This window comes from Bacillus sonorensis NBRC 101234 = KCTC 13918 (genome assembly GCF_001592005.1).
In the GTDB taxonomy this organism is placed as follows: Bacteria; Bacillota; Bacilli; order Bacillales; family Bacillaceae; genus Bacillus; species Bacillus sonorensis.
Genome location: NZ_BCVZ01000023.1, coordinates 1 through 22,228, shown reverse-complemented (window position 1 = coordinate 22,228; position 22,228 = coordinate 1). Strand labels below are relative to the sequence as shown.

General features: G+C 45.7%; 20 protein-coding genes, 2 pseudogenes and 1 other annotated feature. Of the genes and pseudogenes, 6 read left to right on the top strand and 16 right to left on the bottom strand.

The window, feature by feature from the left end; all coding sequences use genetic code 11:
- Nucleotides 1–31 precede the first annotated feature (31 nt).
- Nucleotides 32–1,726 carry a septation ring formation regulator EzrA gene (ezrA, locus tag BTR1S_RS18680; protein WP_006638010.1) on the bottom strand — a complete coding sequence of 565 codons (1,695 nt, stop codon included), beginning with the start codon at nucleotides 1,724–1,726 and terminating at the stop codon, nucleotides 32–34.
- A 186-nt stretch (nucleotides 1,727–1,912) separates the two neighbouring features.
- Between ezrA and hisJ the strand changes: the two genes are divergently transcribed.
- Nucleotides 1,913–2,722 carry a histidinol-phosphatase HisJ gene (gene hisJ / locus BTR1S_RS18675; RefSeq protein ID WP_006638011.1) on the top strand — a complete coding sequence of 270 codons (810 nt, stop codon included), beginning with the start codon at nucleotides 1,913–1,915 and terminating at the stop codon, nucleotides 2,720–2,722.
- Here the strand turns inward: hisJ and refZ are convergent.
- Nucleotides 2,719–3,357: a forespore capture DNA-binding protein RefZ gene (gene refZ / locus BTR1S_RS18670; protein WP_006638012.1), complete on the bottom strand. Its 639-nt coding sequence runs from the start codon at nucleotides 3,355–3,357 to the stop codon at nucleotides 2,719–2,721. The genes hisJ and refZ overlap by 4 nt on opposite strands.
- A 126-nt stretch (nucleotides 3,358–3,483) precedes the next feature.
- Here refZ and msrC point away from each other — a divergent pair, with 126 nt between their 5' ends.
- The gene (msrC, locus tag BTR1S_RS18665) at nucleotides 3,484–3,978 is read left to right on the top strand and encodes a free L-methionine (R)-S-oxide reductase MsrC (protein WP_006638013.1); all 495 of its coding nucleotides are present in this window, start codon (nucleotides 3,484–3,486) and stop codon (nucleotides 3,976–3,978) included.
- A 20-nt stretch (nucleotides 3,979–3,998) separates the two neighbouring features.
- On the opposite strand, the gene BTR1S_RS18660 is transcribed toward msrC, so the two are convergent.
- A complete protein-coding gene (locus BTR1S_RS18660) occupies nucleotides 3,999–5,708 on the bottom strand; it encodes a sensor domain-containing diguanylate cyclase (RefSeq protein WP_029419173.1) in 1,710 nt (569 codons plus the stop codon).
- 333 nt (nucleotides 5,709–6,041) lie between these two features.
- On the opposite strand from BTR1S_RS18660, the gene rpsD reads away from it, so the two are divergent.
- The gene (gene rpsD, locus BTR1S_RS18655; RefSeq protein WP_006638015.1) at nucleotides 6,042–6,644 is read left to right on the top strand and encodes a 30S ribosomal protein S4; all 603 of its coding nucleotides are present in this window, start codon (nucleotides 6,042–6,044) and stop codon (nucleotides 6,642–6,644) included.
- Nucleotides 6,645–6,970: 326 nt separating this feature from the next.
- Here rpsD and BTR1S_RS23445 read toward each other — a convergent pair whose 3' ends face one another.
- The 3 genes from BTR1S_RS23445 to acsA form a co-directional block, all read right to left on the bottom strand.
- Nucleotides 6,971–7,105: a hypothetical protein gene (locus BTR1S_RS23445; RefSeq protein ID WP_006638016.1), complete on the bottom strand. Its 135-nt coding sequence runs from the start codon at nucleotides 7,103–7,105 to the stop codon at nucleotides 6,971–6,973.
- A gap of 127 nt (nucleotides 7,106–7,232) precedes the next feature.
- Nucleotides 7,233–8,498 carry a tyrosine--tRNA ligase gene (gene tyrS / locus BTR1S_RS18650; RefSeq protein WP_006638017.1) on the bottom strand — a complete coding sequence of 422 codons (1,266 nt, stop codon included), beginning with the start codon at nucleotides 8,496–8,498 and terminating at the stop codon, nucleotides 7,233–7,235.
- Between the two features lie 49 nt (nucleotides 8,499–8,547).
- Nucleotides 8,548–8,782: a binding site (T-box leader), on the bottom strand.
- Nucleotides 8,783–8,835: 53 nt separating this feature from the next.
- On the bottom strand, nucleotides 8,836–10,554 hold the full coding sequence (acsA, locus tag BTR1S_RS18645; protein ID WP_006638018.1) for an acetate--CoA ligase: 1,719 nt from the start codon (nucleotides 10,552–10,554) through the stop codon (nucleotides 8,836–8,838).
- A 153-nt stretch (nucleotides 10,555–10,707) separates the two neighbouring features.
- On the opposite strand from acsA, the gene BTR1S_RS18640 reads away from it, so the two are divergent.
- The 3 genes from BTR1S_RS18640 to BTR1S_RS18630 are packed head-to-tail and all read left to right on the top strand — an operon-like array spanning nucleotide 10,708 to nucleotide 13,163.
- Nucleotides 10,708–11,340 carry a GNAT family N-acetyltransferase gene (locus BTR1S_RS18640; protein ID WP_006638019.1) on the top strand — a complete coding sequence of 211 codons (633 nt, stop codon included), beginning with the start codon at nucleotides 10,708–10,710 and terminating at the stop codon, nucleotides 11,338–11,340.
- 21 nt (nucleotides 11,341–11,361) lie between these two features.
- Complete coding sequence (locus tag BTR1S_RS18635) at nucleotides 11,362–12,006, top strand: acetoin utilization AcuB family protein (RefSeq protein ID WP_006638020.1); 645 nt, start codon at nucleotides 11,362–11,364, stop codon at nucleotides 12,004–12,006.
- Nucleotides 12,003–13,163 carry an acetoin utilization protein AcuC gene (locus tag BTR1S_RS18630; protein WP_006638021.1) on the top strand — a complete coding sequence of 387 codons (1,161 nt, stop codon included), beginning with the start codon at nucleotides 12,003–12,005 and terminating at the stop codon, nucleotides 13,161–13,163. Before BTR1S_RS18635 ends, BTR1S_RS18630 begins: the two co-directional genes overlap by 4 nt.
- A 42-nt stretch (nucleotides 13,164–13,205) precedes the next feature.
- On the opposite strand, the pseudogene BTR1S_RS18625 reads toward BTR1S_RS18630, so the two are convergent.
- From BTR1S_RS18625 to BTR1S_RS18580, 10 genes and pseudogenes are all read right to left on the bottom strand, one after another.
- Nucleotides 13,206–13,547 (bottom strand): annotated as a pseudogene (locus tag BTR1S_RS18625) (OmpA family protein); the annotation flags it as partial.
- Nucleotides 13,543–14,139: pseudogene (locus BTR1S_RS18620) on the bottom strand (MotA/TolQ/ExbB proton channel family protein); the annotation flags it as partial. The pseudogenes BTR1S_RS18620 and BTR1S_RS18625, both read right to left, overlap by 5 nt.
- 95 nt (nucleotides 14,140–14,234) lie before the next feature.
- Entirely contained in the window at nucleotides 14,235–15,239 is a 1,005-nt protein-coding gene (ccpA, locus tag BTR1S_RS18615) for a catabolite control protein A (RefSeq protein ID WP_006638024.1), read from the bottom strand.
- Between the two features lie 319 nt (nucleotides 15,240–15,558).
- On the bottom strand, nucleotides 15,559–16,635 hold the full coding sequence (locus BTR1S_RS18610; protein WP_006638025.1) for a bifunctional 3-deoxy-7-phosphoheptulonate synthase/chorismate mutase: 1,077 nt from the start codon (nucleotides 16,633–16,635) through the stop codon (nucleotides 15,559–15,561).
- Nucleotides 16,636–16,878: 243 nt separating this feature from the next.
- Nucleotides 16,879–17,244, bottom strand: coding sequence for a hypothetical protein (locus BTR1S_RS18605; RefSeq protein ID WP_006638026.1), 366 nt, complete (start codon nucleotides 17,242–17,244; stop codon nucleotides 16,879–16,881).
- Nucleotides 17,245–17,398: 154 nt separating this feature from the next.
- On the bottom strand, nucleotides 17,399–17,722 hold the full coding sequence (ytxJ, locus tag BTR1S_RS18600; RefSeq protein ID WP_006638027.1) for a bacillithiol system redox-active protein YtxJ: 324 nt from the start codon (nucleotides 17,720–17,722) through the stop codon (nucleotides 17,399–17,401).
- A gap of 25 nt (nucleotides 17,723–17,747) precedes the next feature.
- The gene (locus BTR1S_RS18595) at nucleotides 17,748–18,146 is read right to left on the bottom strand and encodes a YtxH domain-containing protein (RefSeq protein ID WP_006638028.1); all 399 of its coding nucleotides are present in this window, start codon (nucleotides 18,144–18,146) and stop codon (nucleotides 17,748–17,750) included.
- 3 nt (nucleotides 18,147–18,149) lie between these two features.
- Entirely contained in the window at nucleotides 18,150–18,572 is a 423-nt protein-coding gene (locus BTR1S_RS18590) for a DUF948 domain-containing protein (RefSeq protein WP_006638029.1), read from the bottom strand.
- A gap of 169 nt (nucleotides 18,573–18,741) precedes the next feature.
- Nucleotides 18,742–20,040, bottom strand: coding sequence for a UDP-N-acetylmuramate--L-alanine ligase (gene murC / locus BTR1S_RS18585; protein ID WP_006638030.1), 1,299 nt, complete (start codon nucleotides 20,038–20,040; stop codon nucleotides 18,742–18,744).
- Nucleotides 20,041–20,321: 281 nt separating this feature from the next.
- Nucleotides 20,322–22,228: DNA translocase FtsK (locus tag BTR1S_RS18580; protein ID WP_061781683.1), on the bottom strand; the 1,907-nt coding region annotated here is incomplete at its 5' end.

Genomic DNA, 22,228 nt, shown 5'->3' with positions numbered 1-22,228 from the left:
ACCGGCATCTCCTAAACGATGCCGGCTTTGTTTACTCAGGCTGTTCCTGCTGTGATTCCAGCCGTTTTACCGAACCCGGAGACGCTTTTTCCACCGCGCTGGCCGCAATGTCATACGCCTCATCATAATCATATGAATAGAACCGTTTTTCCGCTTCTTTCAACTGCTCGGAAAGCAAATGGTTCTGGCTTCTGAAACGGTTGCCGTACTGAATGATGCGTTCGATCATCAACACTTTTTCCACAAGACCATCCGTCTGTTCTTTCACATCTGTGACAAGCTTTTCCGCTTCCTGCAGACGTTCATTGACCGCATCCATGTTCAGCGGCAGCACATCAAGCTGCTCATTCACTTTTTGAACGATGGAACGCGATTGCTGAATCTGTTCTGTTAATGACTCGGGAATGCCCGGAACATTGCTTTTTTCCAGACGTCTCGCCGTATCTTTGACAGTGCGCTTCAGCTGCTCCAGAAGCTCTCTTGCCTGAAGCTCTTCCTTTCTCAACAGCTGCAGCATATCCCTGTATTCATCGTGCTCTTTTTGGGCCGCTTCAATCTGTTTTTCTATGTCCAAAAGCTCTTCCTTCAGGAGAGAATAGGCGACATGCTTCTGATCTAACCTTTCCTTCACCTGTTCAAACTGTTTATGGATGCCCTCAAGGCGCTTTTCATATGACTGCTGTTTTTCCAGTTCACCCGCCGTCAGCCTGTAGCTTTCTTTCACGAGCTCTGTTTCGGTTTTTGTCTCCAGCTTGCGTTTTTCAAGTTTTTCAAGCGTGACAGCGAGCTCAGGCATTTTGCTTAAAACGAGCTGGCCTGCTTCGACCTCTTTCTCCAGGTCGCTGTATAATGTCTGGATCGTGTCATCAATCATTTGCACGATCGCTGATGCTTCTTCCAGATTGAGGTCGGCCATCAGCGCGGCTTCGGCGCGGTTCAGTTCTTTCATCAGGTTTTCAAGCTCTTTTTCAATCTGTATATGATCAAGCTTATAGCCTTTATCGATCATTTCCTGATAGCCCGCCCTCAGTTTTGCGAGCTCGTGCGGCACCGTCTGCTTGCAGCTGGCAAGCAGCTTGGGTACATCGTCTATGTGGGATTGAAGCTCTTCAAGCAAGCGGTCCTGTGCAAGCAGCACCTTTCTTGCTTCTATGTAGTTTCCGCCTTCAGTTTCGGCTTCGAATCGTTTGATCCCTTCCCACACCGTATCTAGATCGGCTTCTATTTTCGGATAGAGGTCACCGTACAGGTGGCTGTAAGCCAACAGATTTTTGCGTACTTTTGTATACCGTTCTTTCACGTCTTCAATATCCTTGCGGTTTTGTTCTTCGCTTGAGACGAGGTCGGCGATTTCCTTTAAAATGTCTTCGATGTTGGACTCGGCCGCTGATAGAAGATTCTCAATATGGGCGAGCACCTGCTTTGATTTTTGAAAGCGGTATTTATCCGCGCAGTCCTCCGCTTCAAATAAAAGCTCTTCAACCTTCGGCATGTGTGAAGTGACGATTTCATCCCATTCTCTTCGCCATCTTTCGAAGAACTCCTCGGTCTGTCCCGTCATTTTCAAATGCTTGATTTTTGACATTTCCTCCACAATCGAACGATTCAGGATTTCGATTTTCCACGCCTCTAATCGGTCGATTTCTTTATATATATTTCTCCTGAATAAGTAGCCTGTAGCGAATAAGATTAAAAATAACGCTAATAAGCCGATGACAAACTCCATAATGAGCCCCCTTGCTGTTTATCTTGTTCTGTCAGGGTTATGATATTTAAAATATTATGTAAAACTAAATGTTTAGCTATCGTTTTCATTGTTCTTATGATACCATGTAACCAACATTTTTTGAGCAGAATTTTTAATTTTTTTACATCAAAGTGACAACATCTGACTTTTTTACGGGGTGACATCATGCTGAAACGCGATGCTCATGTTCATTCTCCTTTTTGCCCTCACGGAACAAAGGATGAATTCAGACAATATATAGAAGAATTATGCAAAAAAGGCTTTGAATCTGTTACCTTTACGGAGCATGCCCCGCTGCCGCCTTCTTTCACCGATCCGACGCCGCAGCAGGACAGCGCCATGCCGATGGCAGCATTGGAGCGCTATATGGAACGCCTTACACAGCTGAAACAAGAATACAAAAGGCAGATTGAGATTCGCATCGGACTTGAAGTCGATTACATCCGGGCCTTTGAGCGTGAAATCGAAGCGTTCCTTGATCAATACGGCCCCGGTCTTGATGACGGCATCCTGTCGGTTCATTTTTTGCCGGCCGGCTCATCGCATATCTGTCTTGATTATGATGAAGACGCATTTCAAAAACTGATCAGGCACTACGGAACGATCGAGCAAGTGTATCTGGCCTATTATCAGGAAATCTTTTCTTCTATTGTATCATCGCTGGGCGCATGGAAGCCAAAACGAATCGGTCATATCACATTGGTGAAAAAATTCGTCAAACTTTTTCCATATACGATGTCCGGCGAGGTTCGCCGGCTGGCTTCCTCCTGCCTGACGGAAGCCGCAGAGCGCGGGCTTGAGCTCGATTTTAATACATCCGGCCTCCGCAAACCTTATGCCGGTGCCATTTATTTGGAGGAATGGATGATTGAAGAAGCAAAACAAAAAAACATCCCGCTTGTTTATGGATCTGATGCCCATCAAGCTAAGGATGCCGGATTTGGTTATGAACATTATGAACGAACGATTTGCTAAACAGCGGCAATCTGTTTAGCCTTCCTGTCAAACAAGCTGGTGATCCATGTTTTGACCTCTTGATAATACGCCCGGTAAAAGTAAGGTTCGTGCGGCTGCAAATACAGCACCTCAGAAATATATTGCGGCTGCAAATAAGGCATTGTCAAAAGAGATTTCAGCTGGATCATAAAATGTGACAGGGGAAAATGCGAAAATTCCCCATCCTCTTTTCCTTTTTCAATGATCAGATGGAGAATGTACTTTTCTTTTGTTAAGTATGTCGACATGACCTCGCGAATCAGCGTCGAATCAATCGTAACCTCCCGATAGACGAACCGAGTTAATTGACGATGTTCATGCTGATACGATAGAATATCAAAAATCAATTGAAGAAGGCAGTCTTTTGCAGTTGTGTCGCGAAGGCGTTCGTACCCCTTTTCAAGGATCCGCAAATACCCTTCATAAAAACGGGATACCAAATGTTCCATTAATCCGCCTTTTCCGTTAAAGTAATAGGAGATGTGGGCCACATTGACATTAGCGGTTTTGGCAATTTCACGGACGGACGTTCCTGAAAACCCTTTTTGATTGAACAGCTCGACAGCAGATTCAATAATTCTGTCCTTTGTGGTTAAAAAAGAGTTAGATCCCATCTAGCTCACCCCTTCTTACTAAAAACAATTCCACGAAAAGCGGATGTGTCCTGTAAAAAGTGCTCGACAAATCACATCACACCAAGCGTGATTTTGCCATTTCAAAGAAAAAGCGAGGGAAATAACATGTTTCATGTCGAAAAAACAGAAGGCAGCAAAGAAAAAAAATACGAGCTTCTGCTCAAGCAAATAGATGCATTGACAGAGGGTGAGCCTGATATGATTGCGAATTTGGCAAATGCCTCCGCCCTGCTGTACCATTCACTCGAAGATGTCAACTGGGCCGGTTTTTACTTCGCGAAAGACGGCGAGCTTGTGTTAGGACCGTTTCAAGGACTTCCTGCCTGTGTGCGCATTCCATTTGGAAAAGGCGTCTGTGGTACGGCATATGCGAATGCCAAAGTCGAACGTGTAGAGGATGTTCAGAAATTCCCCGGGCATATCGCCTGTGACGCGGCTTCGCAATCTGAAATCGTGATTCCGCTTAAAGCGGACGGTGAAGTGATCGGTGTCCTCGATATCGACAGCCCGATTAAAAACCGTTTTGATGAAGTAGATGAGCGTTATTTGAAAACATTCACCGAAAAACTTGGAGAGCGCATCAGCAAAAAGAGCCGGTAATTCCGGCTCTTTTTTTGCAGCTATAAATGGGGATCAAAAATCATCAGCTTGTTTTTTCCGTTTCGTTTTGCTTCATACAAGGCGATATCCGCATGCTTGACAAGAGATGTCAGGGATTTTGGGAAGTCCGCCGACCAGTGTGATATTCCGCAGGAAATCGTCACCTTCGGCTCCGTGTTTTCCCTGACAAGTTCAATCAGGCGGTCAGCCAGCTTTTCTCCGGCCGACATATCGATTTTCGGAACGTACACTGCCAGCTCCTCCCCGCCCCATCTTGCTCCTACATCCTGTTCGCAGATGTTCTGCTGGATCACGCGGGCAACCTGAATGAGAATGGCATCACCTGTCTGGTGTCCGTACGTATCGTTGATCTGTTTAAAATTGTCAATATCGATTAAAAGCAGCACCCCTTCCTGATCCACCTCCATGCTGTATTGAATCTTTTCATCTAGGTAGCTTCTCGAATACAGCTCTGTCAGCCGGTCCGTCTGAACCAAATGCTTTAGGCGGTCGCGCAGCATCGAATTTGTGATGGCCAGAGTGGAATGCCTGATAAGCGTCTGAAACAGCTTGAACATTTCGAATGTAAAGGAACAGGCATTTTTTTTCAGGGCGATCACAAATCCCTTGCTTTCATTGTTTTCAATCATCGGAACCCCCATTAAAGAAGCATAGCCTTCGCGGCCGAACAGAGAAGAACCGTTGCCGACAAATACGCCGCTTTCTTCGGAAAATTTCTCTTTGACATAGCGGATATACGGATCAGCCGCATCCGTTTGAAAAAAACCGGTGCTCCCCGGCAGCAAATGCTGCTCCTCTAAATGATCGTGATAAAAAAAGCCCACCTCTTCTGCTCCAAAAGAGTCGATCAGCCTTTCAGACAAGCATTTCATCATATCCGGAAGCTGCTTTGTCCGGTTTAGCTGATGTGACGTCTCGTTGATCAGCTCAAGATTGGAGATCATATTTTTCGCCTGCTCATAAAGCCGCGCATTTTCAAAAGCGATTCCTGCCGCATTCGAGATCACGCTAATATCAGCGGCGGTTTCGGCCGCATGCAGACCCGCGGCCTTCAAAACGCCGTACGTGCCTTGGCGGCCTTGAAGCGGAAAATATACGGCAGAGCCGTTTTGCAGCTTAACCTGCCCGGTCAGGTAGGCCTCCAGCGCGAAAGAATCGGCCGATTCATCATCGACATCGATTTCTTTTGCGGGCAGTTGTAGATACTGATCTTGGTCATAAGACAAGAAAAGGCAGTACGTTAAGGAAGGAAACACGGCTCTTAAGCTTTCAAGCATCGTCTTCAGCACGTGTTCCTGATCCATCAGCTCATGAAATAACGCTGTCTGTTCATAAAGCTTTCTTTGGCGGTCCATCTCACCATAAGACGCTTCAGCCTGCAAACAGTTTTTTAAAAACAGGCGGACAGACTCAGCCAGACCATCAGGTATTTTGTGATTCTTATGACACGACAGTTCAATATATTTGTTTTCTTCAATTGTCAGCACGATATAATGTTCATTGGTTTCTTTCAAGGAGCCGCTCTGTCCTTTCAAAGCGTCCGGGCCGGAGAAAGCGCGCAAAGTTAAAGATATAAATGAAAAAAATGATTCTGCCGCCGCTTTAAGCCAGGCGACCGATTCGCTGTATGAGACGCCCCGTTTTTCCGATAAAAACTGCAGCATCTCCTGTTGAAAAGACAGATATAGGTCTTTTGTTTGTTTATTCATGATTATCACCCAAAAATATCCATAAATATCTAATTTGATTTTCCTGATTATATCACAAAACCAGGACTTTATCCTTGTTGACAGCACGAAACTTTTGACGCTGTCAATCGATGGTTGACTTTGATTCTCGGACATTATATAATCATCTTTGTGTGAAATATTGCAGCCTTTTTGTTCTACATCTGTGTTTCATTTTGTTCCTTACGCAGAAGTAAGGTGTATCGTGTAACTCTTTGCTGCTGGAGCGAGGATACATGAAAACAAAATGGACATGGCTGAATTGAACAGATGGGTTTTATTTTCACAAAATAAAACCAAAGGAGGAGTCACATTATGGCTCGCTATACAGGTCCAAGCTGGAAAATATCCCGCCGTTTGGGAATCTCTTTAAGCGGTACGGGTAAAGAATTAGAAAAACGTCCTTACGCACCAGGTCCTCACGGTCCGGGACAACGCAAAAAACTATCAGAATATGGTTTGCAATTGCAAGAAAAGCAAAAGCTTCGCCATATGTACGGTGTGAACGAGCGCCAATTCCGCAATCTTTTTGACAGAGCTGCGAAAATGACTGGTAAACACGGTGAAAACTTCATGATTCTTCTTGAATCACGTCTTGACAATGTCGTTTACCGCCTTGGCCTAGCGCGCACTCGCCGCCAAGCACGCCAATTGGTAAACCACGGTCACATTCTTGTTGACGGAAGCCGCGTTGACATCCCGTCTTACCAAGTAAAACCTGGCCAAACGATCTCGCTTCGCGAAAAATCTCAAAACCTTGCGATCGTCAAAGAAGCGGTTGAAGTGAGCAACTTCGTTCCTGAATACCTGACTTTTGATGCTGAAAAGCTTGAAGGTACGTTCACTCGCCTTCCAGAGCGTTCTGAACTTCCTGCTGAGATTAACGAAGCGCTTATCGTTGAGTTCTACTCTCGTTAATGACGGCTTTGTTTTAAAAACCCTGAAATCTTTGATTTCAGGGTTTTTTGTTTGTTCCCTGCTTTGTCGTTTTTTTTGTATTCTTCCTCATCAAGTGGGGAGTTCTAAGTTGACAGACGCATTCCACTTTTGAGATTTGGTTCTCGGGAAGGAATAGAATGATTGTCCATTTAACAAAAAGAGGCTCATTGAGCCCCTTTCCATTCTGTCACATATCTTCATTAAAAAGTCTTGTTTATGTTTATTATGATGCTAACCTCTCTGCAATTTTATAAGAAGCGTTATCAGTTTGAGCACAAGTGGAACTTGCCACACCAATTGTCCATTTATTTCAACCGTTTAGTATCCTCTGCCTGATTCAACTGATTGTCCGCTCCCACATCTCGTTCTTCCTCTTCCTTCTCAACCTGCTTTTGATAATCCTCCATAAACTTCTCTCTCGCTGAAATAAACAAGTTCATTCTGAATGCCTCCCTCGCTTTGAGAATCAAAAGCTCTTTACAATTGTATTTTTGACATTTCCCGAATGAACATGCGTAAAACGTTTGAATGCAAAAAACCCTTGCCGTTTGGCAAGGGTTTGACAGCTTACTTGTAAGTCAGCAGGAAGTATTTCTTTTTCCCGCGGCGAATGACGGTAAATTGGCCTTCGATGCGGTCTTCGCGGCTGAGCACTGCGCCTACGTCAGTGCGTCGTTCACCGTTGATGTAGACTGCGCCATTTGTGATGTCTTCGCGCGCCTGGCGTTTTGATGGCGACAGCTTTGATTGGACGAGAACATCGACGAGCGGCAGCTCATCCGTTTGCTCGAGCTCCAAAGAAGGAACCCCTTTAAAGCCGACCTTGACTTCCTCGGCTGTCAATTCTTGAATATCTCCGCTGAAGAGCGCTTTTGAGATGTTGACAGCCTGCTCAAACGCTTCACGGCCATGAACAAGGACCGTTACTTCTTCGGCAAGACGTTTTTGCGCCTCGCGTTTTTCCGGAGCAGTCTCTGTTTTTTCAGCCAGTTCTTCAATTTCTTCCTTGGATAAGAACGTGAAGTATTTTAAGTATTTCACGACATCTCTGTCATCTGTGTTGATCCAGAATTGGTAGAACTCGTAAGCCGACGTTTTCTCTTTATCAAGCCAGATCGCGCCGCCTTCTGTTTTTCCGAATTTCGTGCCGTCCGCTTTTGTGACGAGCGGAATAGTCAAACCGAACGCCTTTGCGTTTTCTTCAGATTTGCGGATCAGCTCAAGGCCGGATGTAATATTGCCCCACTGGTCGCTGCCGCCGATCTGCAGCTTGCATTCCTGATTTCTGTACAAATTCAAGAAATCGAGAGACTGCAAGATCATGTAGCTGAATTCTGTGTAGGATATGCCCGTTTCAATTCTGGAGCTTACCGTATCTTTGGCAAGCATGTAGTTGATTCCGAAGTTTTTGCCGACATCCCTTAAGAAATCGATCACATTCATTTGCCCGATCCAGTCGTAGTTGTTCGCCATGATCGCCGGGTTCTCGTCTGCTTCAAAATCGAGAAAACGGGAAAGCTGGTTTTTGATTTTCTGCGACCATTCACGGACAATCTCTTCATTGTTCAGCGTCCGCTCGGCTTTTTTCCCGCTTGGATCGCCAATCAGGCCTGTCGCGCCGCCTACGAGCGCGATCGGGCGATGCCCGGCCAGCTGAAAACGGCGAAGCATTAAGATCGGCAGTAAATGTCCGATATGAAGGCTGTCAGCAGTCGGGTCAAATCCTGAGTATAGGCTGATTTTCTCCTGATCAAGGAGTTCTCTTAATCCTTCCTCATCCGTCTGCTGCTGAATCAATCCCCGGAAGGACAAATCATCAAGTAAGTGTGTCATCGTCATTGGCTCCTTTTTCAATAAAATAAAAAACGCCCCTTCGTTGAAACGAAGGGACGATGAATATCGCGGTACCACCCTGCTTAAAAGAACGCACGGGGCGCCCTTTTCACTCGTGTTGATAACGGAAATCATCCGTTCTTCTGCTAGTCAAGCCGTGCGCTTTTTCGCAAAAGCGGTTCGTGAGTGTAATTCAAACCATCCATATGTGCTGATTTTCACCGGCCATCAGCTCTCTGCGACAGGGACGGATGCGTTCTACTGGTCTCAGTCTTCACCTTTTAATTATTTGACTAAATCTTTTTTAACATAATATTTTTGTATTGTCAATGAGGTGTCAGTCCTCCATCGTCGACAGATCACCGGCCGGAAGGTTCAGCTCCCATGCTTTCAGGACGCGCCTCATGATTTTTCCGCTTCTCGTCTTTGGCAGTTTATCTTTAAATTCGATTTCTCTTGGAGCGGCATGTGCGGCCAATCCTTTCTTCACGAACTGCCTGATGTCCTCTTTTAAGGAATCCGACGGTTCATATCCCTCCCGAAGGGCGATGAATGCTTTGATAATTTCTCCCCGGACGGGATCGGGTTTGCCGATGACTCCGGCCTCGGCCACAGCCTGGTGCTCGAGAAGCTTGCTTTCCACTTCAAACGGGCCGACGCGCTCGCCCGATGTCATGATGACATCATCGATGCGTCCCTGGAACCAGAAATATCCGTCCTCATCCATATATGCAGAATCTCCGGATACATACCAATCTCCCGGCATAAAATATGAGCTGTATTTTTCGGGATTATTCCAGATCGAGCGCATCATGGACGGCCAGCCTTTTTTGATGGCGAGATTGCCCATTCTGTACGGCGGCAGCTCATTTCCCTGATTGTCGACGATCGCAGCCTCGATTCCGGGAAACGGCTTGCCCATCGAACCCGGTTTGATTTCCATGCAAGGATAGTTGCAAATCAGCTGTGCGCCTGTTTCCGTCATCCACCATGTGTCATGGATCCGGTTATGAAAGACTTTATGTCCCCATCTGATGACTTCAGGATTTAAAGGTTCCCCGACGCTCAGAACGTGTCTCAGCGAGCTCAAATTATATTTGTTTACAAGCTCGTCACCGGCCCCCATCAGCATCCGGAAGGCTGTCGGGGCGCTGTACCATACGGTGACTTCCAATCGTTCAATCGTCTCGTACCATGACTCGGGGCTGAATCTGCCGCCGATGACGACATTCGTTGCCCCGTTCAGCCACGGACCAAAGATGCCGTAGATGGTTCCGGTCACCCACCCGGGATCAGCTGTACACCAATAAATATCATCATCGCGCAGATCAAGAACCCACTTTGCCGTCTGGTAGTGCTGAAGCATCGCCCGATGGACGTGGAGAACCCCTTTTGGTGTGCCGGTAGAGCCTGATGTATAGTGAAGAAGCATCCCGTCTTCATGATCGACCCATTCAATGTCAAGATGGGTGTCCGCCTCTCCAACTTTTGAAAAGTAATCTAGAATAAGCCCTTCTTCCTTTACCCCTTCTCCAACGACCACAATCGATTTCAGATCCGGAAGCTCATTCACCGGGATGCGGTTCAGCAGTTCAGGCGTGGTGACAACCACCTTGGCCTGGCTGTTCAGCAGCCGGTCTTTCACCGCTCCCTCCATAAACGCTTCAAACAAAGGTCCGACAATGGCTCCAAGTTTGACAGCGCCGAGAATCACAAAATAAAGCTCGGGCGATCTTGGCATAAACACAAACACACGGTCTCCCTTTTTTACATCGGCATGCTGCTTCAAGACATTCCCGGCTTTATTTGTTTCATTTTTCATTTCTCTGAAGGTGTACTTTTCTTCGCGGACCGGATCTTTGTAATAAAAAGCGACTTTGTTTTTCAAGCTTGATTCAGCATGGCGGTCAATGGCTTCATAAGCCGCATTCACTTTTCCCGTTTTGTACCATGAAAAGTTTTTTTCAGCATCTTTCCAGTCAAAAGTCCGGTATGCTTCATCATAGTCATTAAGATTATAATTTCCCTTTACAGCTGGTAACGCTTTCAATTCCATGCCCATCCCCCTTTGTTCGATCGTCAAAATATATTATAGTATAGATTTTTTATTTTCTCAATTTTTAAAAAATATTATTCTTTCCTTTGAAAACGCTTAATATTTTGGTATGTTATGTATAAAAGACTTCAACTAAGATGAGGCGGTGGATACGTGGAGCATCACAAAACCTATCATGCCAAAGAATTGCACACAGGGGAAGGCACCTTGCTGGTAGAGGGCCCTATCAGCCCCGATAAGCTGGCAGACTATGAATTTCATGCCGAGCTTACAGCCTTTCGCCCATCTCAAAAACAGCATGAAGCATTAATCGAAATCGCAGGGCTTCCCGAAGGACGAATTATCATCGCTCGTTTCCATCATACCATTGTCGGCTATGTCACCTATGTTTATCCCGATCCGCTCGAAAGATGGTCTGAAGGAAACATGGAAAATTTAATTGAACTCGGCGCCATCGAGGTGATTCCAAAGTTCAGAGGCCACTCCGTCGGAAAGACGCTTTTAGAGGTCAGCATGATGGATAAACAAATGGAAAAATACATTGTCATTACGACTGAATATTACTGGCATTGGGATTTAAAGGGGACAAACAAAGATGTCTGGGAATACAGAAAGATGATGGAGAAGATGATGAATGCCGGAGGGCTTGTCTGGTTTGCCACGGATGATCCGGAAATCAGTTCTCATCCCGCCAACTGTTTAATGGCCCGAATCGGAAAGGAGGTCAGCCGGGAATCGATCGAGCGCTTTGACCGCCTCCGATTCCACAACCGCTTTATGTATTAAGGGAGCAAAGGGGATCTGAAAATGATTGTCGAAAAAATCATGAAAAGGGATGTTGTGACGCTTTCAAGAACAGATACGATCGAAGAAGCGATCAGACGAATGAGGACGTTTCACATTAAACACCTCCCCGTCGTCAATGAACGGGGGACTGTCGTCGGCGTCGTGACGGATCGGGATGTCAAAACGGCAAGCCCGAGTATATTTTCTCAAAACAGCTCGGCCGACGATTTGCAAAAACCGGTTGAGCTGATCATGTCAACAGATGTAGTAACAGGGCATCCGCTCGATTTTGCCGAGGAGATCTCAGCCGTATTTTTCGAACACGAGATCGGCTGCCTCCCGATCGTAAAAAACGGTAAGCTCGTCGGCATCGTGACCAAGTCGGATTTGCTTCATACATTTGTTCAGCTGACAGGCGCCCATTTTCCGGGTTCGCAAATCGAAATCAAAACAGATAATATCGCCAAAAGCCTCGCTGACATCAGCTTGATTTTCAGCAGGCGTCAAATCAGCATATTAAGCGTGCTCGTTTATCCAGGCGAAGAGGAAAACTCCAAAATTCTCGTGTTTCGCGTACAGACGATGAATCCCGAATCAAGCATGAAAGACGTCAAATCAAAAGGGTATCAAGTCCTTTGGCCCGCAGAACAAAGGGATTCGCTATGAAAGACTGCGTTTTTATATTTACTCCCTCATATCAAACCTATCAATTTCATCAAGATCATCCATTTAACCAGCTGAGAGTCTATGTCACATACGATCTTCTCAACACAATGAACGCGTTCGCAAAGGGAGAGATCATCGCTCCGCGGATGGCGTCGGAGTCTGAACTCAGCCTTGTTCATACAAGCGATTATATCAAGGCCGTCAAGCTGGCCGGAGCGGGAAAACTGCCGGCGGCTGACGGCGAGGGCTACGGGCTCGGTACAGAGGATACGCCCGTATTCGCCGGTATGCATGAAGCAGCTTCCCTTTTGGTGGGCGGGACATTGACGGCTGCCGACTATGTCATGACAGGCATGGCAAAACACGCCCTCAATCTCGGAGGCGGGCTTCACCACGGATTCAGAGGGAGAGCTTCAGGTTTTTGCATATATAACGACAGTTCAGTCGTTATCCGCTATTTGCAGAAAAACTATCATGCCAGAGTGTTGTACATCGATACAGACGCCCATCACGGAGACGGTGTGCAATTCACCTTTTATGATGATCCATCGGTCTGCACCGTCTCGATCCATGAAACAGGACGCTATCTCTTCCCGGGAACGGGGCAAGTTCAGGAAAGAGGGCATGGGGAAGGCTATGGATATGCCTTTAACATTCCGCTTGATGCGTTCACTGAAGATCAGTCATTCATCGATTCCTACCGCACAGCGGTAACGGAAATAGCCGAATTTTTCAAGCCCGACGTCATTTTGACGCAAAACGGAGCCGATGCTCATTTCTATGATCCGCTCACACATTTGTGTACGACGATGAGAATCTATGAAGAGATTCCAAAGCTTGCCCATGAGCTCGCCCACAAATATTGCGATGGCAGATGGATTGCCGTCGGCGGAGGCGGCTATGATATTTGGAGGGTCGTCCCCCGGGCGTGGGGGAGAATCTGGCTTGAAATGAAGGGAATTAAAGCCGAGGGCCAAATGCCTGAAAAATGGCTGAAAAGGTGGGAAAAGCAAGCATCCGTCCCCCTTTCAGCCGCTTGGGGCGATCCTGACGGCCTGTATGCCCCAATTCCGAGAAAAGCCGAAATTACAGAAAAAAATGCGCAAACTGTTGCAAAAACACTTTTTCCGATCCGCTCAGCCTCCCGTTCAACCTAGCGCGGGTTGGCATGAACAAAAGCCTTGCTTGACGCAAGGCCTTTAATCCGTCTTATTCGATTTGCCGATTACGATCTCGACACGCCGGTTTTCCTTCATATGGCTTTCCGTTCGATTATCTCTGACCGGTTTTGTATCGGCATATCCGACCGCAAGAAAGCGTGAAGAATCGAGTTTTTCTATTGCCGTAAAATAGCCGATGACAGTGCTCGCCCTTGCCGCGGAAAGCTCCCAGTTGGACGGAAAACGGTATGTTGAAATCGGCCGGCTGTCTGTATGCCCCTCGACCCTGATCGGGTTGGAGACCGTTTTTAGCAAAACCGCGATTTTATGCAAGAGCGGGTATGCCTGGTCTTTGATATCCGCTTTTCCGGAATCAAAGAGAGCCATAAAGCGTTGTTAATAAGGCGACGGCCATATTCGGGCCGAGGGTCTCGGGTTTGTTCAAATTTTTGAGCATCAAGACCAGTCCGACGAGAGTCCCGATCATTCCCCACGCAGGTGCAAACTCTCCCGCTTTTTCAAAGATCCTTCTTCCCTTTCTGTGCCTTTCCTCCATCGCTGCAATTTCGGAGTTCATGACATTCCGGATCGTTTCCTCGTCCCAGCCGTCTATGGCAAGCAGCAAACCTTTTTTCAAAAATGGATCTTTCATTTCATGAATATTGGCGTCCAATGATAAAAGCCCCTGTTTCCTCGCCTGCTCGGAAAGGTTGACAAATGTTTTGACCAGGTCCCTTATGTCATCATCTTCTGAAATAAACGCCTGCTTCAGTACTGCCGGCGCTCTTTTCAGATCCTTTGGAGAAAAGCTGATAAAGACGGCTGCACATAATCCGCCCGTGACGATCAGAAAAGACGTAACATCAATAAATGAATAAAATCCGGAAAGGCCTGCTCCCGATATCACGCCGGCCGCCAAAATGAAAATGCCCAACAGCAATCCGACTGGTGTAAGATAATCAAAACGTTTCATCTTTTTACATTCTCTCCAGCTCAAGGAAAAGAAAGCAAGACATTCACGAAAAAAACTGTGAAAACTTGCTTTCTTTCTTGTTTATTTTTATTTTTTTAGGATTTCGTAGACTGTCTTTGTTCAATCCGGTGCGGAAGCTGTACGATATGCTCTTCGACCTCTTCCTTATTCATCAGTTTTGTTAAAAGTCTCATCGCGACGGCGCCGATATCGTATGTCGGCTGGACAACTGTTGTGAGCTGCGGACGGACCATCAGCGACAGACGTGTATTATCAAATCCGACCACTTCAAGATCTTCCGGAATGGAAAGCCCCTTATCCTGTGCCGCATGGATGATCCCAAGCGCCATCTCATCTGTGGCAGAAATAACAGCCGTCGGTTTTTCATCAAGCTTCATGAGCGTCTCAAGCGCCTCCATGCCGGAATCATATGTATAATCGCCTTCAGCAACATACTCTTCCTTGAATTCAAGACCTTTATCTTGAAGGGCTCTTTTAAAACCTTGAAGCTTTTTGACTTTATTAATCGGTTCTTGCAGCGGGCCTGATACAAATGCTAAACGCTTATGGCCCTTTTCTATCAGCATGCTTGCCGCATCATAAATCGCCTGTTCATAATCAATCGCAACTGACGGCGTTTCGCCTTTTTCTTCAACAGATGCCGCAAGGACGATCGGAACCGGAGAACGCTTGAATTCTTCAACATGGTCTTCCGTTACATGGCCGCTCATGAACACGATGCCGTCGACCTGCTTTCCAAGCATCGTATTGAGCAGGTGCAGTTCTTTGTCCATATTTTGATCAGAGTTGCTCAAAATAATATTGTACTTGTACATTGTGGCGATATCTTCGATTCCCCTTGCCAGCTCAGAATAAAAGATGCTGGAGATGTCCGGTATAATCACGCCGACAGTTGTCGTTTTTTTACTTGCAAGACCCCTTGCCACGGCATTGGGACGATAGCCAAGACGCTCGATGGCTTCAAGCACCTTTTTTCGGGTTGTCGGCTTTACGTTCGGATTTCCGTTTACCACTCTGGATACTGTCGCCATACTTACATTTGCTTCTCGTGCTACATCATATATTGTAACATTACTCATTTTAACCACTCCTTCAACTGGGTACACTCTTTTTCTATAGCATAAACATTTTCATGTCGAGACATGTCAAAATGTAAAACTTTATGTAAAATAAACAGATCACAAGTTTACATTATTTTTCATTATCATGCAAAACAAAAGGGGTCTCTTTGAAATTATACACGGTTTTACCTAATATGAAAACGTTCCCTTTATTTTTATAATTAATTTAAATGAGAAAAAACAGCTGATTTTGATAAAAATACGACATTTTTCCGACAATTTTTACAGTACACAAAAAAGACCGCTCTGATAAGCGGTCGAAAAAAGGATGAAGCGGTTATGCTTTGACTTGTACAAGCGGCTTCAGTTCATTCAGCCATTTTTCAAACGTTGGAATATCCATTTGCTGTGCAGAATCTGAAAGAGCAACAGATGGATCTGGATGAACTTCGGCCATTACGCCGTCAGCACCGATCGCAAGTGCTGCTTTTGCAGTTGGAAGCAGCAGGTCGCGACGTCCGGTTGAATGGGTGACATCAACGAATACTGGAAGGTGTGTTTCCTGTTTAAGAATCGGCACAGCCGAAATATCGAGCGTGTTTCTTGTCGCCGTTTCATACGTTCTAATTCCGCGCTCGCAAAGGATGATTTGATCATTTCCTTGGGAAATGATGTATTCTGCAGCATTGATGAATTCTTTCAGCGTAGCGGCAAGACCGCGTTTTAATAGAACAGGCTTTTTCACAGAGCCGGCCGCTTTCAGCAGCTCAAAGTTTTGCATGTTGCGGGCGCCGATTTGGATGACATCAATGTAATCGATCGCTTCTTCAATATGCGCCGGATTCACGATTTCGCTGATGACGGCCAGATCATATTCGTCAGCTACACGCTTTAAAATCTTTAGGCCTTCAACACCAAGCCCCTGGAAATCATAAGGGCTTGTACGCGGTTTAAATGCGCCGCCGCGAAGAAGTTTCAAGCCTTGTTTTTTAGCTGCAGCTGCGACTTCGGCCACTTGTTCATAGCTTTCAACAGCACATGGACCGACAATAAATCTTTGTTCACCGTCGCCGATTTTTTCACCTTTCAGATCAACAATCGTATTTTCAGGCTTTTTCTTCCGGGAGACGAGAAGGGCTTTGCTGTGGTCATCTTCCTGAAGCTCCAGCCCGGCTTTGAAAATTTCCTTGAAAATATGCTGAATGGTAGAATCTTCAAACGGACCATCATTATTTTCAATAATGCTGTTCAGCATCGTTCTTTCTCTGACAGGATCATAGCGGTTGATTCCTTGCGCTTCCTTCGCTTTTCCAATCTCCTGAACGATTCTGCCCCGCTCATTAATTAATTTTAAAATCTGCAAGTTCAATTCGTTTGCCTGCTGCCTCAGCAAATCAAGTTCAGTATTGCTCATGTTATCCATCCTTTCTTTTGGCTTCACCCTATTAAAATCAGAATGAGTTCAATTGATTTAGGGTTAATTATAAACAATGTTTCTTAAAATGTCACGAAAAAATTCTTTATTGCCCAAACGCTTTTAAGTGATAAAGTATTGTATGCAGCATATTTAGTGCCGTGTATGCTTTTAGCCTGTATTTTTTAAAGAAGAAAGGATGATTTTAGCATAAAAAAAAAGAATCAATCATGATTTGATTCTTCAGCTTGATTTTCTCTTTAGACGCTGTATTTCGGTTTCCGCGGCATAAAACCTTTGGTTTAAAGCATCAGTCTTGTCGTCAACATAGTCGATGATTTTATCTGTATATTGGCCGATGCTTTCAATGACATTCTTCTGAAGCTGTTCCTGTCCCTTTTTCATTTCTTTCATATCATGTTCAATGCTGTCAAGGCGTTGATCCATCCCGTCAAGGCGCTGATCTAGTCCGTCAAGGCGTTGGTCTAGTCCGTCAAGGCGTTGGTCTAGTCCGTCAAGGCGCTGATCTAGTCCGTCAAGGCGCTGATTGATCGGATTGATTTCTTCCTTTAATACGGATTGAAGCATGTCCTTTAATTCGCTGTTCATCATGTCACCTCCCGCTGGCTTTATTATATCGCATTACCACGGTTCGAAACGATGCCTTTTCGCAAAAAGGCATTTCCAAGAGGCAAAAGCCTTAGAATCAGCAAAAAAAGACCAAATCGATGTACGAATTGGTCTTTTTTATGATTTTCCAAATTTATTTGCTGTTTTCTGCAAGAGACTGGGCGGTAATCTGTGAATGGGAAGCGTGCCATTTTACTTTCCCGTTTTTAAAAATGATGGCTTGGGGACTTTCGTGCTTGATGCCGTACTGCTCGGCAATATAGTTTGACAACGGGCGGCTTTCCTGCACCTGTAAATAATAGGCCGGAATGTCTTCATACTGTTTGACGAAGGTTTCAAATTCCTCGAAAGCGCGCCCGCTGATCGGGCATGTCACACTGTGCTTAAAAAAGACGAATGTTCCGTCGTGGTCCAGCTGGTTAAATTCATCCTCTGTTTGAATGAGCTGCTTTGGCATGATGGATCTCCCTTTCCGCGTTCAATTACTGGGCTGTTTCTTGTTCTTTTCCTTCAGCTTTTGTTTCCTCTGCCTCCTCCTCAATAGCAGCAGCAGCATCTTTCTTCACTTCATCAGCCTTTTCAGCTCCCTGGCTCCGCAAATCCCTGACTTTATCCATGAGCTGTGCTGATTGATCGGCTACACGCTGTGAAATGGAAGATGTTTTGTCTTTTGCAATGCTGACATATTCTGCGCCTTTTTCCTTCGCTTCGTTCGTCAGCCTTCCGGTTTTATCCTTGATCACAGCGGCCTGATTGCCAAGGTCGTTGCGAAGCTCCTTGCCTGATTTCGGCGCCATAAGCAATGCCGCCGCTGCTCCGATGATTCCGCCTACGAATGTGCCGATGAGAAAATCTTTAGTATTCATTCCTTCTTTGCTCATTTTTTATTCCTCCTCCATCTTCTTTCTCTTCCATTTATTCCAAATTTCCAAAGCTGCATTGCTCCAGCTCACAACTTGAGAAATTTTTTCCCGGTTTTGTTCCGCTGCTGACGTAACAGAGTCAGACACCTGCTGAATCGAAGCGTTAAATTGCCGGACTGATGTTCCGACCTCCTGAACCGCATCTACCACCGTGTTCAGCTTCAGCGATTTTTCCTGAATGTCATCCGCCAGACGATTTGTCTTATGAAGGAGCTCCGCCGTTTCAGCGGTCACGCTTTTCATCTGGCCTTCAAGCCCCTCTAATGTCGATGCCACGTTCGTAAGCGTCATTTGAAGCGATTTTAACGTTTTTGATAAGTAGATTACTAAAATAAGAAAAGCAACAGCAATGAGTGCAGCGCTTAAATAAAGAATAATAATCATCTAATCCTCCTTACATTCGGGCTTACAATGATCTGTTTACCCAATAGGCAGAATTGTAAACCTCATTCCTATATATTTTTTCTACGCGGACAAATGAATTCCTTTCGCCGAATGCCCGCCTTATATGTACAAAAAAGCAGCGGATTGGACTCACACTGCCTTTTTTATGCTATGCTAATACATTTTCATATGCTCTTAAATATTTTTGAATGTCTCCGGCTCCCATGAAAATCAGAACTCCGTTTTCATGCTTCTTTAAAACGGATGTGTCATGTTCATCGATAAGCTTCGCCTCGCCGATTTTTTCCTGCAGATCGCCGATTGTCAGCTTTCCTGCGTTTTCGCGGGCTGAACCGAAGATGTCGCAAAGATAAATATAATCGGCTTTTTTCAGACTTTCCGCAAATTCATTCAGGAAAGACTGCGTCCGCGTAAACGTGTGCGGCTGAAACACCGCAACGATCTCCCGGTCCGGGTACTTCTGCCTTGCCGCTTCAATCGTTACCTTGATTTCAGTCGGATGATGGGCATAGTCATCAATCAGTACTTGATTGCCGACAATTTTTTCATTAAATCTCCGCTTTACGCCCCGGAATGTTTTCAGCCCTTCTTTAATAATATCGACATCCACCTGCTCATAATGGCAAAGCGCAATAACGGCCAAAGCGTTCAGGACGTTATGGCTTCCGTAAGCAGGTATATAGAACGTGTCATAGAATGTATTTCTGACAAAAACATCGAAGGTGGTGCCTTCCGTATTTTTGATGACATTTCTCGCCTGAAAATCGTTTTCCTCCGCAAAGCCGTAGTATACGACAGGAACGTTGGCGTGAATCTTCATCAAGTATTCATCATCTCCGCACGCGATGATCCCTTTATTCACCTGGAGGGCCATCGTTTGGAAGGCATCGAACACATCATCGATATTTGCAAAATAGTCAGGATGGTCAAAATCGATATTTGTCATGATTGCATAATCCGGTTGATAGCTGAGAAAATGCCTGCGGTACTCACAAGCTTCAAGCACAAAATATTCGCTGTTTGTGCTGCCTTTTCCTGTGCCGTCTCCGATTAAATAAGATGTCGGCTTTGCTTTTTGAATGACATGTGAAAGCAGTCCTGTCGTTGATGTTTTTCCGTGCGCACCGGTTACAGCGATGCTTGTGAACTTTTTCAGATAGTCACCGAGAAATTTATGATACCGGACAACAGGAAGCCCTTCTGCATGGGCTTTTTCAATTTCCGGATGTGTATCGGCAAAGGCGTTCCCCGCAATAACGGTCATTCCCGGCTTAATGTTGTCGGGATCAAAAGGGTAAATGGGAATGTTTCTTTCTTCTAACGCATTCTGTGTAAAAATATACTTTTCGATATCCGATCCTTGGACAGTATATCCATTATCATGGAGAATTTGGGCAAGAGGACTCATACCTGTCCCCTTTATTCCGACAAAATGATAAACAGTCATAATTGTACCTCCAACAAACGTCTATCTGCTTCCCAGTATATGACGCTTATTTCAATTTGCAACCTAAAGCACGGCCGCATCCATTTTCTTCTCATTGTTTGAGCATCAGCTCGATATTTTAGTATCAGACATTTTTAAGTTTGATTAAACCTTAAATGAAGGATTTTCTGCACCCTTCAATAAACATCTAAAAAAATAATTGAAAACGCCGCTGACGGCGCTTTAATTTGCGGCGCGCATAAAAAACGGGAAAAACGCACCCATCTGCTATCATACCATGTTTAGCTGAAAAGTGAACTACTTTCTATCAGCTGTTCCAAATCGGCGCGTGTGATCAGCACTTCTCTCGGCTTGCTTCCTTTTGCTTCCGATATCATGCCTTCTCTCTCCATCATATCGATTAATCTGGCAGCTCTGTTGTAGCCGATGCGGAACCGTCTCTGCAGGCTTGACGTGCTGGCGCTGTTTTGCTCAACGGCAAATTCACACGCCTCCAGAAACAGTTCGTCATGATCAAAGCCAGCCGGATTCTGTCTGATCAATTCTTCCTGCTCAAATAAATAAGACGGTTTCTGCTGCTTTCTGACGTGAGAGACGACCCGGTCGATTTCTTGATCTGATACAAAGTTGCCCTGAAGGCGCACCGGTTTGCCTGATCCATTCTCCAAAAAGAGCATATCCCCTTTTCCAAGCAGCTTTTCCGCCCCGGCCATGTCGATAATCGTTCTGGAATCGACGCCGCTTGAAACGGAAAATGCGATTCTGGTCGGGATATTCGCTTTGATCAAGCCGGTAATGACATCGACCGAAGGACGCTGTGTCGCAATCAGCAGGTGAATGCCGCACGCTCTCGCTTTTTGAGCGATTCGGCAAATGCTTTCTTCGACTTCATTTGGAGCGACCATCATGAGATCGGCCAGCTCATCGATGACGACGACAAGGTATGGCAGTTTTTCACCCATTTTCTCTTCATAAACCTTTTCATTGAATCTCTCGATGCCGCGAACTCCGGAATGGGCGAACAATTCATAGCGCCGCTCCATTTCTTCTACAACCCATTTCAATGCCGCCGTTGCCGCTTTGGCATCCGTAATAACCGGGCTGACAAGATGCGGAATTTCATTATAAGGCGCAAGTTCCACCATTTTAGGATCAATGAGCAGCAGCTTCACCTCTGAAGGGGCCGCTTTAAACAGCAGGCTCACTAAAATCGTGTTGAGACATACGCTTTTTCCGGACCCTGTGGCGCCCGCAATTAAACCATGAGGCATTTTTTTCAGATCGGCCACGACGGGTTTTCCGGAAATGTCGAGCCCGAGAGCTGCTGTTAAAGGAGACGGATTCGTTCTAAATTCCGGGCTCCTGATCATTTCACGCAAGTACACCATCTTGCTATGTAGGTTCGGCACTTCGATGCCGATTGTGTTTTTTCCGGGTATCGGCGCTTCAATGCGAATGTCTTTTGCCGATAAGCTGAGTTTGATATCATCTGAAAGATTCGTAATTTTATTGACTTTCACTCCCGGCTCCGGATGCACTTCAAATCTAGTCACCGAAGGACCTTGTGTGACATGGACGACATGTGCTTTGACATTAAAGTTTTCAAGCGTCACATCCAAAAGCTCCCGCTGCTCGTTTACCCATGCTTGATCGCCCTGTTTTTGGGCGGGAGGAACATCTAGGAGCGCCAAGTTGGGGAACTCATACCCGCCGGAAGCGTTTGAAGGTGTTCCTTTTTGTTTGTCAGAAGCCAGCATCATGACATTAAACGGTACGGCGGAAGATCCGCGCTGCGGTTTTGATTCGGCGGAAGATCCGTTCTTTTCACGGCCCGTCTTCGAATCAGAAAAGAACCGCTGCTTTTGATTTTCATCAGCTTCCTGTCCGGCGTCCTCTGCTCTTTCTTTCGCAAACAACTCCGGCTCATCTGCATTTGTTTCTGCCCGTTCCGGCGCTTCGCCGGCTGCCGCGTCCTTGTCAGAATCGTCTTCATGTTGAACATCAGCTTCTGAAATCGCTTCGTTCTCAAGAACAGCCTCCTGTTCATACGGCATCTTTGGTTCATCAGGGGTACTGATTGATGCTATCAAAGGTTCCTCTTGCGTGCTTTTATGCGGCAGAGACTCAAATGCTGCTGTCTCTTTCTCTTCAAAAAAGCTTTGTTCTTTGCCGCTGTCTGCGGGCTCTT

Excerpts from the sequence above, each read along its gene's own strand:
- BTR1S_RS18590 (WP_006638029.1), bottom strand. The coding sequence starts at position 18,572 with ATGATTATTATTCTTTATTTAAGCGCTGCACTCATTGCTGTTGCTTTT.
- BTR1S_RS18605 (WP_006638026.1), bottom strand. The coding sequence starts at position 17,244 with ATGAACAGCGAATTAAAGGACATGCTTCAATCCGTATTAAAGGAAGAA.
- BTR1S_RS18595 (WP_006638028.1), bottom strand. The coding sequence starts at position 18,146 with ATGAGCAAAGAAGGAATGAATACTAAAGATTTTCTCATCGGCACATTC.
- BTR1S_RS18660 (WP_029419173.1), bottom strand. The coding sequence starts at position 5,708 with ATGAATAAACAAACAAAAGACCTATATCTGTCTTTTCAACAGGAGATG.
- BTR1S_RS18610 (WP_006638025.1), bottom strand. The coding sequence starts at position 16,635 with ATGAGCAATACTGAACTTGATTTGCTGAGGCAGCAGGCAAACGAATTG.
- BTR1S_RS18635 (WP_006638020.1), top strand. The coding sequence starts at position 11,362 with ATGATTGTCGAAAAAATCATGAAAAGGGATGTTGTGACGCTTTCAAGA.
- ytxJ (WP_006638027.1), bottom strand. The coding sequence starts at position 17,722 with ATGCCAAAGCAGCTCATTCAAACAGAGGATGAATTTAACCAGCTGGAC.
- refZ (WP_006638012.1), bottom strand. The coding sequence starts at position 3,357 with ATGGGATCTAACTCTTTTTTAACCACAAAGGACAGAATTATTGAATCT.
- ccpA (WP_006638024.1), bottom strand. The coding sequence starts at position 15,239 with ATGAGTAATGTTACAATATATGATGTAGCACGAGAAGCAAATGTAAGT.
- murC (WP_006638030.1), bottom strand. The coding sequence starts at position 20,040 with ATGACTGTTTATCATTTTGTCGGAATAAAGGGGACAGGTATGAGTCCT.
- tyrS (WP_006638017.1), bottom strand. The coding sequence starts at position 8,498 with ATGACACACTTACTTGATGATTTGTCCTTCCGGGGATTGATTCAGCAG.
- acsA (WP_006638018.1), bottom strand. The coding sequence starts at position 10,554 with ATGGAATTGAAAGCGTTACCAGCTGTAAAGGGAAATTATAATCTTAAT.
- BTR1S_RS23445 (WP_006638016.1), bottom strand. The coding sequence starts at position 7,105 with ATGAACTTGTTTATTTCAGCGAGAGAGAAGTTTATGGAGGATTATCAA.
- msrC (WP_006638013.1), top strand. The coding sequence starts at position 3,484 with ATGTTTCATGTCGAAAAAACAGAAGGCAGCAAAGAAAAAAAATACGAG.
- BTR1S_RS18630 (WP_006638021.1), top strand. The coding sequence starts at position 12,003 with ATGAAAGACTGCGTTTTTATATTTACTCCCTCATATCAAACCTATCAA.
- hisJ (WP_006638011.1), top strand. The coding sequence starts at position 1,913 with ATGCTGAAACGCGATGCTCATGTTCATTCTCCTTTTTGCCCTCACGGA.
- ezrA (WP_006638010.1), bottom strand. The coding sequence starts at position 1,726 with ATGGAGTTTGTCATCGGCTTATTAGCGTTATTTTTAATCTTATTCGCT.
- rpsD (WP_006638015.1), top strand. The coding sequence starts at position 6,042 with ATGGCTCGCTATACAGGTCCAAGCTGGAAAATATCCCGCCGTTTGGGA.